Genomic DNA, 15,410 nt, shown 5'->3' with positions numbered 1-15,410 from the left:
GCAACAAAGGGGATCAAAAATGGCAAACCACTGAGCAATTGTGGCAAAAAAAAGGCAATTGCCTTTTTAAGCGTACTTAGCTTAAAAACTTCGTTATAGTGCGTTGGTAATAAAGAGGATAAACCCAGAAATGAAAAAAATAGCCATCATTGAAGATGAACCCGCCATTCGCGAAAACTACACTGAAATGCTCAGCGCACAAGGTTATCAGGTAACGGGGTATGCAAACCGTAGTAGCGCAGAAGCGGCGTTTAAAAATGTACTGCCCGATTTAGCCATTGTTGATATTGGCTTAGGTAATGAAATAGATGGTGGTTTTTTACTGTGCCAAACTTTGCGCTCACTGTCTAAAACGCTGCCTATTATTTTTTTAACCGCTCGCGATAGCGAAATAGACACAGTGTGTGGCCTACGCATGGGCGCCGACGACTACCTCACAAAAGATATTAGTTTGGCTCATTTAGCGGCGCGTATTGGTGCGCTATTTCGTCGTATGGAAGCACTTAAACAACCTGCCGACGAAAATGCACTTATAACTCGCGGGCCATTAACGCTCGACACGCAGCGTATGCAGGTGTTTTGGCAACAACTATTAGTTGATTTAACAGTAACCGAATTTTGGATGTTGCACTCCCTCGCACAGCGCCCCGGACACGTTAAAAGCCGTAATGAATTAATGAGTGATGCAAAAATTTATGTAGACGACAGCACCATAACTTCACACGTAAAACGTATTCGTAAAAAGTTTATAGCACTCGATAGTAACTTTGACTGCATAGACACAGTGTATGGCATGGGCTATAGGTGGGAGCAAATTTAATGTTGCGATTTGGCCTACGTAGTAAGTTTATTTTACTTTCTTGCTTTTTATTTTTATTGCCCTGGTTGGGCTACGAATATGTGTGGGAAATGGAAAAGTTTTTACGCCAAGGTCAAGAAAAAACCTTAGTAGGCACTACCCGTGCGCTAGCCACAGCCCTGCATGAACGCCCTGCATTATTTGATCAGCAAACTAGTTTTTTAGATCAGGTTGTAAAGGGCCGCGATCTATACGCGTACAACCTTAAAAATCCTATTCAACTCGATGGTAAGCTCACAGATTGGGAGAGCTATCAGGCATTATTTTGGCAATACGACAAACGCTACTTACAAAAAACCGACAACAAGCATCAAGCCAGCGATCTGTCGTTTGAGCACATGGTAGGAAAGTTTGATAATTACCTTTATGCACTGTTTAAAGTAACAGATAACCAACTCGTTTATCGGCCAAAAAACAGTTTAAGTATTACTAATAACGACCATTTAAAAATTGGCTTAAAAACACCTGATGGGCAGTTTAACCGCTACATTATTGCCCCGCGGCAAGATGGCTGGGTAAACGCTTTTAATGCAGATAGCAAAGCACCCTTTACAAAAATTCAGGGCTATTTTAGCAGTACAGCGGCTGGCTACAATATTGAGCTGCGTTTTCCTATTAGCATGCTTGGCAATAAACTTGGCTTTGCCATTGTTGATGTAGATAACAAAGAGTCCTTGTTTGAGCCTAAAGTAATGTCGACCTCAAACTTAAATAACCCCAGCGATTTAGGTTCAGTACTTGTGCCCTCTCCCGAAATTAATCGTATTTTAAAAGGCATGGGCCACAGTGGCAGCCGTATTTGGGTGGTCGATAAGCATCATAGAGTATTAGCACAATCGGGCTCGATTCATCATGCCGATGGAGTATGGGCTGACGGCCTTGCCAATCAAGCTCCTGAAACTTGGTGGCAACAGTTTGAGCAAAACTACTTGCATCCCCTTTATTATAAAATTTTAACACGCCCCGAAAACGAATTTTTAGATACTCTGCACGACGTAGCAGCTATGCAAGGTAGTCATTTAGCTAAAGCATTAAAAGGCCAGCCGGCATCATCGTGGCGATTAACCCCCGACAGTAAAGCCGTAATTTTATCGGCTGCTTACCCTATTTGGATCCAAGAAAAAGTAATTGGCGCAGTAATAGCCGAGGAAACCACCAATGGCGTACGTACGCTGCGTAATAAATCGCTCGAAAAATTGTTTAACGTTATTTTAGCCGTAATGCTTATTGGCACTGTAACGTTATTCTTTTTTGCCTCTCGAATATCGAGCCGTATTAGGCGTTTGCGCGATACTGCAGAGCAAGCTATAGATGCACAAGGGCGAGTTACTGGCAGTATTAATTACAGCGATGCTAATGACGAAATTGGCGATCTATCACGCAGTTTTGCTAATATAGTCAGTCGCCTTGGTGGCTATACTAACTATTTAGAAAATATGTCGTCGCGGTTATCGCACGAGCTGCGTACGCCTGTTGCAGTAGTACGCTCATCGCTCGAAAATCTGCAAATGCAACCACAAAGCGAGCTGAGTCAAAAGTACTTAGATCGCGCCAGTGAAGGCGTTGAACGCTTAGGTAAAATTATTACCACCATGAGCGAAGCCACTCGCTTAGAGCAAAGTATTCAAAGCAATGAGCCTGAGCCATTCGACTTACAAAAAGTAATAAATGGCTGCATGCAGGGCTACCAGCTTACTTACCCTAAGCAGCTGTTTACACTTGATATATGCCAAACTGCGCTTCCTATGCAAGGCGCACCAGAGTTTATAGCGCAATTGCTCGATAAGTTAATTAATAATGCAATTGAATTTAGCCACGCAGAAAAGCCAATTAATGTTAGCTTAAAACAAAACGACAGCGTAGCAGTTTTAACCGTAGGCAATTATGGTCCATTATTACCTGCTGGTTTAACTGAGCATATTTTTGATTCTATGGTGTCGGTGCGTAGCCAGCAAATGCAGCAACAGCCACATTTAGGATTAGGACTCTATATTGTAAGGCTGGTGTGCGACTACCATAATGCCAGTGTAACTGCTAAAAATAACCAACAGGACAATGGCGTAGTGTTTACTGTAAGCCTGCCATTAGTTAAGTAAAAGTGGATTGCAATTTACTTAACGAATACTCGCCACTGGGTTGGCTTTTTTTGGGTTACAATTTAGTAAGAGTTAAAATGTAACTGTTCATTTTTAATTCAGTGGCAAAACCCTAACCTAGCGTTAATAACACTAAGCTAAGGTTTAATCATGCACCCATTATTAGAGCAAGAAGAGTTAGATTTTATATTTGAATTATATAGGCCAACAACAAGCACTAAACCTGCATCCGAGCAGAGCCAAAACCGCAACTATAAAAAAGTAACGCAGCACCAGTGCAATAAAAATAACAGCACATCAAGTTACTTAATTTAATTACTTTTAATGCCCTACTACTGTGCTTGTTTTTCTCGTGTTAAAAATGCTTTTACACAGTTTATTTCCGCTTGTTTCACTTCCTCGCCTATTTCTGGGCCTTTTTTGCCGCTGTTAAGTGCAGCTTGTACGACTTGTTTTTTATCTAGCTTTAATAGTTCTGCTTGAATAGCACGCAGCTTAGCTGCTTGCGGGTAGGGTTTATTTACGAGTGTTTCGCCGCGCCCTTGTGCATCGCATTGGCATGCTTGAGTAAAAGCAATAAAACGTTGTGGATGAACCAAGGCGTTTAAATTAGTCACTATTAACTTATGAACCGTTTCGGGCCTTAATTGCTCTAATGTATGACAAAGAGTGTGATTATCGCTAGTAAGTACGCCTATATCGCGAAAGCAATTAGGTATTTTTAAACGTTCACAAAACTGTTCAACTACAGCAACCCCATCTCGTTCATGCCCACGTAAATTACCGCGTTTTTTAAAACTGATCGCCTTACCAAAGTCGTGAGTTAATGCAGCAAAACGCGTTGCTAGATCAAAATTTAAGTCGGCTGCACGCCTGAGCACTAACATAGTATGCACAAACACATCGCCCTCGGGGTGATGTTGTTTAGGTTGCGGCACATTAACCATTTGTTCAAGCTCGGGAAATAGACCTAAGCCTTGCAGCGCTTGAAAATAAAGTTCGGGATGCTTTTCACCCAGGGCTTTTTCGGTCTCTAACCATACTCGCTCTGGCACTAAATGATTAAGCTCACCTTGCTGCTTAAGCTGTTGCATTAGCGCATAAGTGCTCGGATGTATACGCCACTCGCTGCCAAAACGGGCTAAAAACCGAGCTATACGCAACACCCGCACAGGGTCTTCTACAAATGCATCTGTTGTATGGCGCAGTATTTTATCTTTAAGATCTTGTTGGCCGTTAAATGGGTCAATTATATTGTCGTTAGCATCGAGCGCCATAGAGTTTATGGTTAAATCACGTCTGGCTAAGTCTTCCTCTAGAGTCACATCTGGACTGGCATCAACCACAAAACCGGTATAGCCTTTACCACTTTTTCGCTCAGTGCGCCCAAGTGCATATTCTTCTTTGGTTTTTGGGTGTAAGTAAACCGGAAAATCGCTACCTATTGGCACAAAGCCTAGCGCTTCCATTGCTTGTGGCGTTTCGCCAATAACAACATAATCGTTGTCATTTGATGCTCTTTTTAGCAGTAAATCACGCACGGCACCACCAACTAGGTAAACCTGCTCCAATGCTTTATCCACTTAACCTCCAAAAACAAATACCAAAACTGCAATTAATGGTCTAATTATACCCAAAACCATATTAAAAGTCTGAGTAGTTTGACCTACCGCTAACTTGCTCATTACAATAGCGCTTTATTTTTAGCTAAAGTCATAACAACAATGAAAAACCATTCTGCAAAAAAAGAACTCATGCTACTGCCTATATTACTGGTGGTTATTTTAATGTGTGTGGTGGGACACTTTTTTATGCAAGCAGATTATCAAGACAGTAACATGATTGAATACATGTTAGCAGCGCTGCCATTTGCAATGTTTGGCTTAGTGGTTGTAGCATTTAAAATGGCGGCTAAAAGCGAAAAAGAAGAACAAAACGAGCAGGATTCTTAACCCTGCGTTATGTGTTTAAAGTACATGATAACCAAACCAATCTGGTTTGATTTTTTGTGCTTGCCCACTTGGGGTCAGTTTTATACTAAGCTGGCTGTCGAGTAAATCTATTGCAAAACAATCATCTACGTCGTGTAAATCATCTTTATGAATATGGCTAAGGCCAGCGAGTAAATCGTTTTTAGCACGCTGTTTGGCCTCTTGACTACTGCTTGCCACATACAGTGCAAAGTCGTGTTGCTCGGCCATTAAGTCGCTTCTGTAGGCGCCTAAATTAACAAAATAAAGCTGTTTAGTTTGCTCAACAGGCGTGTCGCATACTGTAACCTGATAACCATCTATGTGGTTAATTGCCATGTAGCTATCCATATGCACGCTGTTTTTGTCGCCCACCCATTGGCTTTTTAATTTAGTATAGGTTTGCTCAATGTTTTGCCCTACTACAAAACGAATGTCGTGCATTTCTATATGGCAGCCTTGAATTCGCCCACCTAAATACACCATAAATAACTGCATGTTTAGTTCCTATAAATTGGTTATTTAAGCTAAATTATCAACATCTATATTGTGCTTTTTAATCAGTTTATAAAAATCTGAACGGTTACGTTTAGCTAGTTTTGCGCCTTCGGCGACATTTCCACCAGCCATTTTAAGGGTGTTTATTACGTAGTCGCGTTCAAACTCTTTTTTAGCATCGTTTAACGATAATGGCTCTACATTTTTTTCGTTGCTATTTAATGCACTTAGCACTAAATGCTCTGAAATAACCTCACTTGGGGTAAGTGCTACAACTTGCTCTACCACGTTTTGAAGTTGGCGAATATTACCTGGCCAGTCGTAACGCACGAGTGCATGCATAGCGTCGTTGGCAAAGTGTTTTTCGCTTTGCTTCATTCGCTTTGCAATACTGGCGCTAAAGTATTGTGCAAGTAGACTTATATCTTCGCGACGCTCGCACAAAGGGGGGAGTTTTAAATTAACCACGTTTAAACGGTAGTATAAATCCTCTCTAAACTGCTGGTTTATAATCGCCTCAGGGAGGTTTTTATGGGTTGCCGATACAATGCGAACATCTATGGCTATTTCTTCTTGAAAGCCGACTGGACGTATAGTTTTTTCTTGCAGTACGCGCAGTAACTTTACTTGTAAATTAAGCGGCATATCACCTATTTCATCTAAAAATAAGGTGCCCCCCTCTGCTTGTTGAAACAATCCTTGGTGATCTTTTATTGCGCCGGTAAACGAGCCTTTTTTATGACCAAACAATTCTGACTCTAGCAGTTCACCCGGTACTGCGCCGCAGTTTATCGCTACAAATGGGCCTTTACTTACATGGCTATGCTGATGAATAGCTTGAGCTAATAATTCTTTACCTGTGCCGCTGGCTCCCGATATTAATACGTTAACTTGCGTTGGCCCTAACAGTTTAACTTGCTCTAGCAAATGTAGCATAGCGCCGCTACGGGTAACTATATTGCTAGTGGGTATTATTTCATCGGCATTTACGCCGTGTATTTCTATCGCTTTTGCTAAGCTGTCGAATAACTCGTCTTTATCTATTGGTTTAGTAATAAATGCAAAAATGCCTTGTTTAGTAGCCTCTACCGCATCAGGAATAGAGCCATGCGCTGTCATCATTATAACGGGCAATGCCGGATAGCGGCTTTGTAATTGGCGATGCAGTGCCATGCCATCCATTTCGTCCATGCGCAGGTCGGTTACTACGGCATCGAACACTTGGCTTTTTAATATTTGTAACGCAGTTAGGCCGCTCTCACAGGTGGTAACCTCGTAGCCTTTTGATTCGATACGAATAGCGAGCAATTTTAATAAGCTGGCATCGTCATCCACTAATAATACTTTTGCACCTTGCGGTTTTATTGCTGGCATAACTACTGCTCCTTAGTTTCTTCGCGTAATAACAGTTGCTGCTCTATGGTTGCTAATGACGAGAGCGTTTGTTGCATTTTATTATTAAGTGCTTGCTGCTCTTTTTTAGCGTTTATTTGTAAGGTTACTTGTTGTTTTTGTAGCCATAAATACTGTTTTATATCGTCTGGCCAATAGTAAGCTTGGTCAAGTTTAAGTAACTTACTCATTACCGTATTAGGATCGCTACTGGTGTTTAAACACATAAATTGAAAAAAGCTTTTTAGTTCTTTTTCACCAACAAAATCTTTGTTATCTGGGGTTAACTTAAAACCACCACATTTATTAGCATGCCAGGCTATTACTTGCTCCGCAGGGGGATACATAGGATCACTTTTAGGCCGAGGCTTTGGGCTTGGCTGGCTGTTTTTATCGCTCATTACTTTAGTTTGAGTTTGCGCCACAGGGCTAGCAACCACTTGCTGTTGGGCGTTATTAGTTTTGCACCCCGATAAAATGATGGCACTGCCACACACACATAAAATAGCCATTAAACGCGAGGTCATGCTAGTTAACTCCTTGATTTGTTGTTATGGGAAGCGTAATTAAAAATCGACAACCTTGGGGTTCATTCTGCTCTATTAATAATTGTCCGTTTAATTGCTCTACTGACTCTTTAACAATAGTTAAGCCTAAGCCACTGCCTTGTAGCGTAACATTTTTACTATGCTTTCCTTGATAAAATGCGCTAAAAACATGTGCTTTTTCATGCTCTTTAATACCGCATCCCTCGTCGCTTATCGCCATTTTTAGCTTACTGTGCTCAAGGGTTAACGCTATAGATACTGCCTGCCCGTGTTGTGAAAACTTTAAGCCATTAGAAATTAATTGCACTAAAATCATTTCAATTAACTCCCCAGGTAATGCAAGCGCCTTATTAGATAAATTGTTATGCCAAATAAGGGTTTGCTCTCGAGCTGTTAGGCGGTGCTCAAAATGACTATTAATTTTATTAATTAAATGATTAAACTCAACCTCACTTACGCTGTCTTTACTGGTACGAATCGCGTTATAACTAAGTAAGCTGTCAATCATAGTACGAAGGCGCACCATAGACTGGCTAATGAGCTCAAGTACAGCGCGTTGCTCTTTAGTTATAGGGCCAACTATTTCATCGCTGAGTAGGTCGGTGCCCTCGACCATTGAGGCTAGAGGTGTTTTAAGTTCGTGGGTAACGTGGCGTAAAAAGGTGTCTTTTTGCTGCTCCAGTATATGTAACTGAGCTTGCACCCATTGTAATTTATTACCTAATTCAACTAGCTCTGCTGAGCCTTGTACGGCTATTTTTTGCTGCCAGTCACCTTGCCCTAATTTACCAATAATTTTAGTTAGGCTTTTTAAGCGGCCACTTATACGCCACAAAAACCCGCCTCCTACCAACAGTGTTAGCGGAATTAACGCCACCAGCCAGTTAATAAATGAAGCTTGTAACTGCGCTATTTCTTTTTGGTTATTAGTAATTTGGGTTTCGCTTTTATCGCGTAACCATAAGGTAAGTTCGGCGAGTAAATCGCTAATAGGTAAAAACAAGGCTACCTGTTGTTGCTTTTGCTCAACAAGTTGAGTGTGTGCTAGTTGCAGAGTATTAGTTAAACGCTGCCATTGTGCGGTGTGGCTTTTACTGGGCGCTATACGTGTAAGATCTTCAATACTTTGTAGCGATGCTTGCCACTTATCAACTATGAGCGTATCGAGTGACTCACTTTTTAGTACCCAATTTTGCCGAGTAGCGCGCTCTAAACTATTGAGTTCTTGTTTTAAAATATTAAACGATTTAGTTACTTGGTAGTTATTACTAACAACTTGCTGAGTTACAGCTAACTGCTTATTAAGCGCATTTAAAAACACAATAACCACTAACGATAAGGGTAATAACGACAGCAGCATACTCATTACAAACTGGCTAATTAAATTAGGCCGCCAATTAAGTATTGCTTTGTATTTTTCAGCCATCACTGCTGGCATTGCATCCTTCCTTTAGTAACTTTAAACAGCCTATTATTAAGCGTTTAAGTTATACACTAGCTGAATCAATTTATATATCTGTTATTCGTACTGCAAAGCCGCATGTTGCCAAACAGCAACAACTCAACTGTTTGATTTGTATTGCTTCTTTATTTATAAGCCAAATTACGTTGCAAAAAGCACACAGATATCTGTAAAACTTGCTTAACCTACAACACCAAAAACCATAAGCACCTGAATTTAAAAAATAAAAATTGTTGGCATCGTTTTTGTAATAGTTAAACTTAAGTTTATCTTATAAGGAAATGATCATGAGTAATCGCTTTTTAATTATTATGCCAATCGTTGCGCTAGGCTTTTTGAGCGCTAACGCGCTGGCAATGGATGTACAAGCTACTTTTAATGAACTTGATAAAGACAGTAACGGTACTCTCAGCGAAGCTGAAGCCGGTGAAGATGCCGTACTTCATGAAAACTTTTCACAAATAGATACTGATCAAAATGGTCAGTTGTCGCTAGATGAGTTTAAACAGTTTATTAAGTAACTAATTTAGTAACTAAAGGAATGTTTTATGAAACAGCTTATAGCCGCATTTTCGTTACTGTTTTTAGTTATTAGTGCTACTGCACTGGCTTCATCATTTAATGCTCGTTTTGCTTTTTTAGATAAAAATATGGATGGAAAAATATCTATAACCGAAGCAAAAAAAGATAAAGAAGTAATGAAACAGTTTTCTGATTTAGATGTAAATAACGATGAAATGATCTCTAAAAAAGAGTTTGAGGCGTTTAAGCCTTAAGTTTAAATTCAAGTTTAGTCTTGTAAAATTAACTAAAAGTATTTGCTATAACCCCTGAGGGAGTGTGTAAATGGATTTAATGTTGGGCGTTAAATTATGGCAAGTACTTTATTTTACTACTAGTTATATTAAAATGAGCTTTGCGAAGGAGCACCATGAAGATACGCGCTTGTTTAGTTAGTTGCTTATTATTACTAAGCTTTAATTCATTAGCACTTGATGTAAAGCAACGCTTTGATCACCTTGATACAGATCAAAGCGGCTATTTAATTCACCATGAGCTAGAGGCTCAACCGCACTTACTAAACAATTTTAGCAAATGGGATAAAAACCAAGATAATAAAATTTCATTGGTTGAATTTAAAAATTATCTTACGAATAACCTCTACTGAGTAATTTATGAAAAATATAAGCTATATAGCGTTCGTTGCGCTTAGTATTTGTAGCATATCAAGCTTTGCCAGCAGCAATAACATTGCCAAGCAATTTGAAAAATTTGATCGTAACCAAAACGGCTTATTAAGCCGAGCAGAAACAGCCAGCGACCCTGCTCTATGGTCACGCTTTGCCAGTTACGATAAAGACAAAGACGGCCACCTTTCTTTAAGCGAATTTACGCTTTATGCGAGCCAGTAGTTAATTTACCAATAAATTAACTGGATTAGTCTGCACTAATATTAAACCAACCACCTCAAGTAGTTGGTATTATAAAAGTGAGTTTGTTATGTTAAAGCCATTAACAATAAAAATAAGCTCACTATGCCACTCAAAAAAACAATCAAACCTTTGCTACTCGCTTGCCTTTGCGCTGGCTCAAGCCTTGCAGTTGCGCAAACTAAAGTTATTTACAACGCCAACGGCTATACGCCTTTGTACAAAGGCGAAGTTCAGCAATTTTCTACGTTAGTTATAAAAAACGGTAAAGTAGTTAAACTTGGCGGCGATACGCTGAAAAATAGCTTTCCTGATGCCAAACTTATTGACGCCCATGGTAATACCCTATTACCAGGTTTAATTGACGCACACGGCCACATTATTGGTTTAGGTAATAACTTGTCTCAATTAGATTTACGCGGTGCGCTTTCTATTGATGAAGTTACTAATAAACTCAAAGTATTTGCAAATAACAAACAAGGTTGGATTATTGGCCGTGGCTGGAATCAAGAGCTGTGGCAAAAAAAGCAATTTCCAACCGCTGCCGATTTAGACAAAGTAGTGAGCGATCGCCCTATTGTACTGTCGAGAATTGATGGCCACGCTATTTGGGTAAATAGTAAAGCGCTAGAGCTTGCGGGTATTACTACAAAAACCCAATCGCCTGAAGGCGGCGAAATTATTAAAGACGAATTAGGTAACCCTACTGGTGTATTTGTAGATAAAGCAGAATCGTTAATTAAACAATTTATGCCAAAACCATCTAAACAAACCATTAGTGACTCTTTAGATGCTGCCGGTAATCACTTATTAAGTTTAGGGATTACCTCAACCCATGATGCGGGTATAGATAAAACCACTTGGGAATTATACAAAGAACGCGGTGAGCTAGGTAATTTACCGCTGCGTATTGTGGCTATGCTCAGCGGCGCGAGTCCTGATTTAAAAACCATGTTAAAAGCAGGTCGATACCAAGATGCCAACGACTTTATGTCTATTCGCAGCGTTAAGGTTTATGCTGATGGCGCATTAGGTTCGCGTGGCGCCGCGCTAATTGAGGATTATGCCGACAGAAAAAACCACCATGGCCTAATGCTCGAAACCCAGCAAAAACTAGAAGAGTTATTTACGCTTAGTTTTAAAAGCGGTTTTAGCGCCAACACCCATGCAATTGGCGACAAAGCTAACCACGTTGTACTAGATGCGTATAAAAATGTGTTTAAAGCAACCGGCGGAATTTTACTGCGCAACCGTATGGAGCATGCACAAATAGTAACGCTTGATGATATTAAGCGCTTTAAAACATTAAAAATTATCCCTTCAATGCAACCAGTGCATGCCACCTCTGATATGCACATGGCAGAGCAACGCTTAAGCGAAAAACAATTAGCGGGTGCTTATGCATGGCAAACCTTTTTAAAACAAGGATCAGTGATTGCAGCAGGATCTGACTACCCAATAGAACTGGCAAATCCTTTTGATGGCTTGTATGCAACAATTACTCGTATGGATCATAACCAACAGCCAACCCAGGGCTGGCGCGCTAGCGAAGTATTAAGCCGTGAAGACGCACTACGTGCTTTTACCCTAGGCGGTGCTTATGCAGCGCATCAAGAGTTTAAAGTGGGTAGTTTAGAGCAAGGAAAGTGGGCCGACTTTATTTTAATAGATAAAGATTATTTTAAAGCACCGGTTGATGAGCTATATAAAATAAACGTATTACAAACATGGATTGCAGGCAAACTTCGCTACGAAAAAGAGGCTGTAACTGCGCAATAATATTAATTGATAAACTATATTCAATACGAGTAAACCTAAAAAGGATTAGCTTAGGCTAATCCTTTTTAGTTTCTGGCTGTTTATTACGGTATAATTTAATAATATGATACGCGTTTACAAACGCGAGTAAGCCGTTAGTAAACGCAACGGGTACTGCACCAATAGCTAAGCCATAAATAGTAAAGGCGATACACCCAAATAAATTATACCAACGCAGCTTTACCACGTCGGTCATTGTTAACGATGCAACCAGTAAAGCGGATGCTATATAACCTAAATATTCCCAACTCAATTGTTCTCTCCTAGGCTTTAGGTTAGCATTGCACTTTAGTACATTGAATCTGTACAGCAACGTAACAGCTAAATAAAAGTTAACCTATAAATGGCTTAAAATTCTGTTGGTTATCAGCAGCTATACTGCTTAAATAATTAATCCAACAGTGCCAGCCCATTATATTAGTAGCACCTGATATGTTAATTAAGTTAACATAATTTCTTAGAGCTTTGATGCTATCGCCATTAAGGTGCAATAAATAGGACAATTGTCCGAAGAGTATGATTGATGTTTCAATACCATTTTTCCAGTTATCTTGTTAATCAGCTACTTACCTTTGCCGGTAGTAGTTATCAGCAATCAAAAAAAGAAATATTAATACAACAAGACCAACCTTTAACTAAGTTGGTACTTGTGCGCAGCGGAACTGTGTCGTTTAGTTACGATGTAGGTAACGGACGACGCCTGCTGCTTGGTCAACTCGATTGCAATAACACCCTCATTGGTGAAATAGAAGCGCTCAATAATAACCCCTGCATTTATACAGTAACTTGTTTTAGCGATGTAACTTATAATTTAATTGAGTTGAAGCATTGGCGTGCGTTATTACTTGAAAAACCTGAATTGAGTTTATACACAGCGCAAACTATAGCGGCTAAATTTCAAGAAAATCAAAAAATAAACCTAGATAAATTATTGCTGCCACTGAGCTATAACATAGCTAAAGACTGCCTACTAAGAGCCGAGAACAACAACCCTACACTGCTGCGTGCGTACCCTACGGTAAATGCCGAAGCAGAACGTTTTGCAACCACTGAGCGCGCTTACAGACGTGTTGTAACAGAACTCGTAGAAAAAGGCTTAGTACAAAGAAGTACCCAAGGTTTATTAGCAGTAGATATACCGCGCCTAAGCCAATATGTAGATAGCTTTGCGCAACTGTAATTTATTACATCAGGTTACATAGGTTGAAACGTTAAGTTTTATCCTTGACATCCTCCACCACCTCGCCAAGCGCCTGAACAAGTTCAGGAAAGGAGGGGGATTCCGATTAGTTTAAAACCATCGGGGCCTTGTGATCACTCATAAGGCAAGTTCCTGCTTCAACAAGCTGACTAATGTCAATCTCTCCACAGGCTAGAACGCGATGACCTCGCGCTAAAATATTTAATGCGCCAACATGATCCGCATTATCTTGATAACCGCACTTCGCACATTCAAACTTAGACTGCGTTAATCGGTTATCTTTTGATTGATGACCACACGCCGGACACGTTTGACTGGTATGTTTCGGATCAACAAAAATAACCTGACCGCCGAGCCAATCCTGCTTATATTTCAGCATTTCTTTAAACATTCCCCATCCTTGATTGAGAATGACGCGGTTTAAGCCAGATTTTTGTTTCACCATTTTTCCATGCTGCTCACTGTTGCCTTTGCTGTTTTTCGTCATATTTCTAATTTTAAGATCTTCTAGCACGATGATTGCGTGGCTTTTGCTCAACTGTGTTGAGATCTTATGTAATTTGTCATGACGAATATTGGCAACTTTCGTATGAAATGTTGTGATCTTTGCTTTTAATTTTTTCCAGTTACTTGAAAATTTCACTTTTCTAGCAAGTTGCTTCTGTAATCGTTTGATCCTGATTGTCTGTTTACTGGTATCTATCGGCTCCACAAAACTGCCATCTGAAAGGGTAATTAGGCGTTTCACGCCTAAATCTCCCCCAATCATGGCGTTTGATGGGTGCTTAGGTGGTGCTACTTCTTGTTCAACTTGGATTGAAACAAACCAGTGCTTTCCTTTTTGTGAAACAGTGACGTTTTTAGCTTTTCCTAAAATAGCTTGGCTTTTTCTAACATTAACCCAACCGATTTTAGGTAAAAAAATACGTTTCCCATTCTTGTCGATTTTAAAGCCTTGAGGAAAACTAAAGCTATTCACCTCTCCTTTTTTCTTAAAAGTAGGCATCCGTTTGAGTGGTTGGTTTTTATCGAATGCGTCTTTAAAGGCGCGTTCAAGCTGTTTTAATGTTTGTTGGATAGTTTGTGCGGGCGATAGTGTTAAAAAGCCATACTCCTCGCTTTTTTTCCAAAGTTTAGAAAAGAAATCCAACTCTTGGTAGTAGCAAATTTTTTGTTTATTCTGTAACTTAAATAAGTTAATCGCTAAGGCTTTATTCCACAAGAATCGACAATTTCCCGCATATTGCGCCATTTTAGCGTTAATATCGGGTGTTGTTTTTAAACGAAATTTATAAGCTTTGCGAATAATCATACTGTTATTATATACAGTCAATCAAAAAGGAACAACCCACTTAGTCGCTTCGCGACTATTGCCTTATATCACCGACCTAAAGGAACGGTGTTTTACGGCAAAAGTTGATAAAAAAAGGCCTTAATGGCCTTTTTTTATTTATGCAGGTTGATTATTTTTCTAGCAAAATGTCATGTATTTTTGCTAGATCTGATTTGCCAGCAATAATTTCATCCGGTGTTAAACCCGATAACTCATGCGGAAACACTAACCATTCTTCAGATTCATGAATATAGTAATCTGGCTTCATGTCTACTTTAGAGTTTTTAGGCTTGTAGTAAGGACATGCAATGCGAATATCACGCGGTAAGTTTAAACGCATTAGCTCTGAAAGCTTTTCTTTTAATGCAAAAATACTGCGGCCAGAGTCAAACACATCATCAACAATGAGTAATGAGTCACCTGCATTAGCATTTTCTACAATGTAGTGTAAACCATGTACTTTTATCTCTTTAGATTGCTTACCAATGCCATAATAAGACGATGTACGTACCGCAATGTGGTCGGTTTCAATGCCTTTGTAATCGTAAAATTCCTGCACTGCAATACCTATGGGTGCACCACCTCGCCAAATACCAATAATGAAATCTGGACGAAAGCCATCATTATACACTTGCGCTGCTACGCGAAATGAATCTTCAAGTAATTGTTGAGCCGTGATATAGCACTTATCTGACATAGTTAGGATCCCAGTGGTGAGTACAACATTTGAGCGCAGCTTAGATTAAAGCTGTAAATGAAACGTTCAAACATCTAAGGCGAGGGATTTTACCGTAATTTAAATC

The 15,410-nt window shown here is 39.8% G+C and carries 18 protein-coding genes; 10 read left to right on the top strand and 8 right to left on the bottom strand.

Annotated elements, in window-relative coordinates:
* Positions 1–130: 130 nt before the first annotated feature.
* The 3 genes from pdsR (at position 131) to PTRA_RS19115 (ending at position 3,270) form a co-directional block, all read left to right on the top strand.
* Positions 131–820, top strand: coding sequence for a proteobacterial dedicated sortase system response regulator (pdsR, locus tag PTRA_RS03220; RefSeq protein ID WP_058372661.1), 690 nt, complete (start codon positions 131–133; stop codon positions 818–820).
* Positions 820–2,955 carry a proteobacterial dedicated sortase system histidine kinase gene (gene pdsS / locus PTRA_RS03215; RefSeq protein WP_058372660.1) on the top strand — a complete coding sequence of 712 codons (2,136 nt, stop codon included), beginning with the start codon at positions 820–822 and terminating at the stop codon, positions 2,953–2,955. Before pdsR ends, pdsS begins: the two co-directional genes overlap by 1 nt.
* 150 nt (positions 2,956–3,105) lie before the next feature.
* Positions 3,106–3,270 carry a hypothetical protein gene (locus PTRA_RS19115; protein ID WP_167653567.1) on the top strand — a complete coding sequence of 55 codons (165 nt, stop codon included), beginning with the start codon at positions 3,106–3,108 and terminating at the stop codon, positions 3,268–3,270.
* A gap of 17 nt (positions 3,271–3,287) precedes the next feature.
* Here the strand turns inward: PTRA_RS19115 and PTRA_RS03210 are convergent, their stop codons facing one another.
* Positions 3,288–4,538, bottom strand: coding sequence for a multifunctional CCA addition/repair protein (locus PTRA_RS03210; protein WP_058372659.1), 1,251 nt, complete (start codon positions 4,536–4,538; stop codon positions 3,288–3,290).
* Positions 4,539–4,679: 141 nt separating this feature from the next.
* Here PTRA_RS03210 and PTRA_RS03205 point away from each other — a divergent pair, with 141 nt between their 5' ends.
* Positions 4,680–4,907 carry a hypothetical protein gene (locus PTRA_RS03205; RefSeq protein ID WP_058372658.1) on the top strand — a complete coding sequence of 76 codons (228 nt, stop codon included), beginning with the start codon at positions 4,680–4,682 and terminating at the stop codon, positions 4,905–4,907.
* Positions 4,908–4,922: 15 nt separating this feature from the next.
* Here PTRA_RS03205 and PTRA_RS03200 read toward each other — a convergent pair whose 3' ends face one another.
* The 4 genes from PTRA_RS03200 to PTRA_RS03185 are packed head-to-tail and all read right to left on the bottom strand — an operon-like array spanning position 4,923 to position 8,801.
* The gene (locus PTRA_RS03200; protein WP_058372657.1) at positions 4,923–5,423 is read right to left on the bottom strand and encodes a DUF1543 domain-containing protein; all 501 of its coding nucleotides are present in this window, start codon (positions 5,421–5,423) and stop codon (positions 4,923–4,925) included.
* 24 nt (positions 5,424–5,447) lie between these two features.
* Positions 5,448–6,797 (bottom strand): sigma 54-interacting transcriptional regulator, encoded by a 1,350-nt coding sequence (locus PTRA_RS03195; protein WP_058372656.1) that lies wholly within the window; start codon positions 6,795–6,797, stop codon positions 5,448–5,450.
* 2 nt (positions 6,798–6,799) lie between these two features.
* Positions 6,800–7,342, bottom strand: coding sequence for a hypothetical protein (locus tag PTRA_RS03190; protein ID WP_058372655.1), 543 nt, complete (start codon positions 7,340–7,342; stop codon positions 6,800–6,802).
* 1 nt (position 7,343) lies between these two features.
* Positions 7,344–8,801, bottom strand: coding sequence for a HAMP domain-containing sensor histidine kinase (locus PTRA_RS03185; RefSeq protein WP_058372654.1), 1,458 nt, complete (start codon positions 8,799–8,801; stop codon positions 7,344–7,346).
* Positions 8,802–9,112: 311 nt separating this feature from the next.
* On the opposite strand from PTRA_RS03185, the gene PTRA_RS03180 reads away from it, so the two are divergent.
* The 5 genes from PTRA_RS03180 to PTRA_RS03160 all read left to right on the top strand — a co-directional run bounded on the left by PTRA_RS03180 (position 9,113) and on the right by PTRA_RS03160 (position 12,034).
* On the top strand, positions 9,113–9,346 hold the full coding sequence (locus tag PTRA_RS03180) for an EF-hand domain-containing protein (protein ID WP_011327316.1): 234 nt from the start codon (positions 9,113–9,115) through the stop codon (positions 9,344–9,346).
* Positions 9,347–9,373: 27 nt separating this feature from the next.
* Complete coding sequence (locus PTRA_RS03175; protein WP_058372653.1) at positions 9,374–9,601, top strand: hypothetical protein; 228 nt, start codon at positions 9,374–9,376, stop codon at positions 9,599–9,601.
* Positions 9,602–9,756: 155 nt separating this feature from the next.
* Positions 9,757–9,993, top strand: a complete 237-nt coding sequence (locus PTRA_RS03170; protein ID WP_011327314.1) for an EF-hand domain-containing protein — start codon at positions 9,757–9,759, stop codon at positions 9,991–9,993.
* A gap of 7 nt (positions 9,994–10,000) precedes the next feature.
* Positions 10,001–10,237 (top strand): EF-hand domain-containing protein, encoded by a 237-nt coding sequence (locus tag PTRA_RS03165; protein ID WP_058372652.1) that lies wholly within the window; start codon positions 10,001–10,003, stop codon positions 10,235–10,237.
* 123 nt (positions 10,238–10,360) lie between these two features.
* Positions 10,361–12,034, top strand: coding sequence for an amidohydrolase (locus PTRA_RS03160; protein WP_058372651.1), 1,674 nt, complete (start codon positions 10,361–10,363; stop codon positions 12,032–12,034).
* 55 nt (positions 12,035–12,089) lie between these two features.
* On the opposite strand, the gene PTRA_RS03155 is transcribed toward PTRA_RS03160, so the two are convergent.
* Complete coding sequence (locus PTRA_RS03155) at positions 12,090–12,326, bottom strand: YgjV family protein (RefSeq protein WP_058372650.1); 237 nt, start codon at positions 12,324–12,326, stop codon at positions 12,090–12,092.
* A gap of 270 nt (positions 12,327–12,596) precedes the next feature.
* Here PTRA_RS03155 and PTRA_RS03150 point away from each other — a divergent pair, with 270 nt between their 5' ends.
* Complete coding sequence (locus PTRA_RS03150; protein WP_058372649.1) at positions 12,597–13,253, top strand: Crp/Fnr family transcriptional regulator; 657 nt, start codon at positions 12,597–12,599, stop codon at positions 13,251–13,253.
* 106 nt (positions 13,254–13,359) lie between these two features.
* On the opposite strand, the gene PTRA_RS03145 is transcribed toward PTRA_RS03150, so the two are convergent.
* On the bottom strand, positions 13,360–14,586 hold the full coding sequence (locus tag PTRA_RS03145; RefSeq protein ID WP_058372505.1) for an RNA-guided endonuclease InsQ/TnpB family protein: 1,227 nt from the start codon (positions 14,584–14,586) through the stop codon (positions 13,360–13,362).
* Positions 14,587–14,737: 151 nt separating this feature from the next.
* Complete coding sequence (locus tag PTRA_RS03140) at positions 14,738–15,304, bottom strand: phosphoribosyltransferase (RefSeq protein WP_011327308.1); 567 nt, start codon at positions 15,302–15,304, stop codon at positions 14,738–14,740.
* Positions 15,305–15,410: the final 106 nt, after the last annotated feature.

The sequence above is a fragment of the Pseudoalteromonas translucida KMM 520 genome (assembly GCF_001465295.1).
GTDB classification, from domain to species: domain Bacteria; phylum Pseudomonadota; class Gammaproteobacteria; order Enterobacterales; family Alteromonadaceae; genus Pseudoalteromonas; species Pseudoalteromonas translucida.
This window is presented reverse-complemented; position numbering and strand designations above follow the sequence as displayed.

Coding starts and splice junctions, on each gene's coding strand:
- pdsR (WP_058372661.1), top strand. CDS start 131: ATGAAAAAAATAGCCATCATTGAAGATGAACCCGCCATTCGCGAAAAC.
- pdsS (WP_058372660.1), top strand. CDS start 820: ATGTTGCGATTTGGCCTACGTAGTAAGTTTATTTTACTTTCTTGCTTT.
- PTRA_RS19115 (WP_167653567.1), top strand. CDS start 3,106: ATGCACCCATTATTAGAGCAAGAAGAGTTAGATTTTATATTTGAATTA.
- PTRA_RS03205 (WP_058372658.1), top strand. CDS start 4,680: ATGAAAAACCATTCTGCAAAAAAAGAACTCATGCTACTGCCTATATTA.
- PTRA_RS03200 (WP_058372657.1), bottom strand. CDS start 5,423: ATGCAGTTATTTATGGTGTATTTAGGTGGGCGAATTCAAGGCTGCCAT.
- PTRA_RS03195 (WP_058372656.1), bottom strand. CDS start 6,797: ATGCCAGCAATAAAACCGCAAGGTGCAAAAGTATTATTAGTGGATGAC.
- PTRA_RS03190 (WP_058372655.1), bottom strand. CDS start 7,342: ATGACCTCGCGTTTAATGGCTATTTTATGTGTGTGTGGCAGTGCCATC.
- PTRA_RS03185 (WP_058372654.1), bottom strand. CDS start 8,801: ATGCCAGCAGTGATGGCTGAAAAATACAAAGCAATACTTAATTGGCGG.
- PTRA_RS03180 (WP_011327316.1), top strand. CDS start 9,113: ATGAGTAATCGCTTTTTAATTATTATGCCAATCGTTGCGCTAGGCTTT.
- PTRA_RS03175 (WP_058372653.1), top strand. CDS start 9,374: ATGAAACAGCTTATAGCCGCATTTTCGTTACTGTTTTTAGTTATTAGT.
- PTRA_RS03170 (WP_011327314.1), top strand. CDS start 9,757: ATGAAGATACGCGCTTGTTTAGTTAGTTGCTTATTATTACTAAGCTTT.
- PTRA_RS03165 (WP_058372652.1), top strand. CDS start 10,001: ATGAAAAATATAAGCTATATAGCGTTCGTTGCGCTTAGTATTTGTAGC.
- PTRA_RS03160 (WP_058372651.1), top strand. CDS start 10,361: ATGCCACTCAAAAAAACAATCAAACCTTTGCTACTCGCTTGCCTTTGC.
- PTRA_RS03150 (WP_058372649.1), top strand. CDS start 12,597: ATGTTTCAATACCATTTTTCCAGTTATCTTGTTAATCAGCTACTTACC.
- PTRA_RS03145 (WP_058372505.1), bottom strand. CDS start 14,586: ATGATTATTCGCAAAGCTTATAAATTTCGTTTAAAAACAACACCCGAT.
- PTRA_RS03140 (WP_011327308.1), bottom strand. CDS start 15,304: ATGTCAGATAAGTGCTATATCACGGCTCAACAATTACTTGAAGATTCA.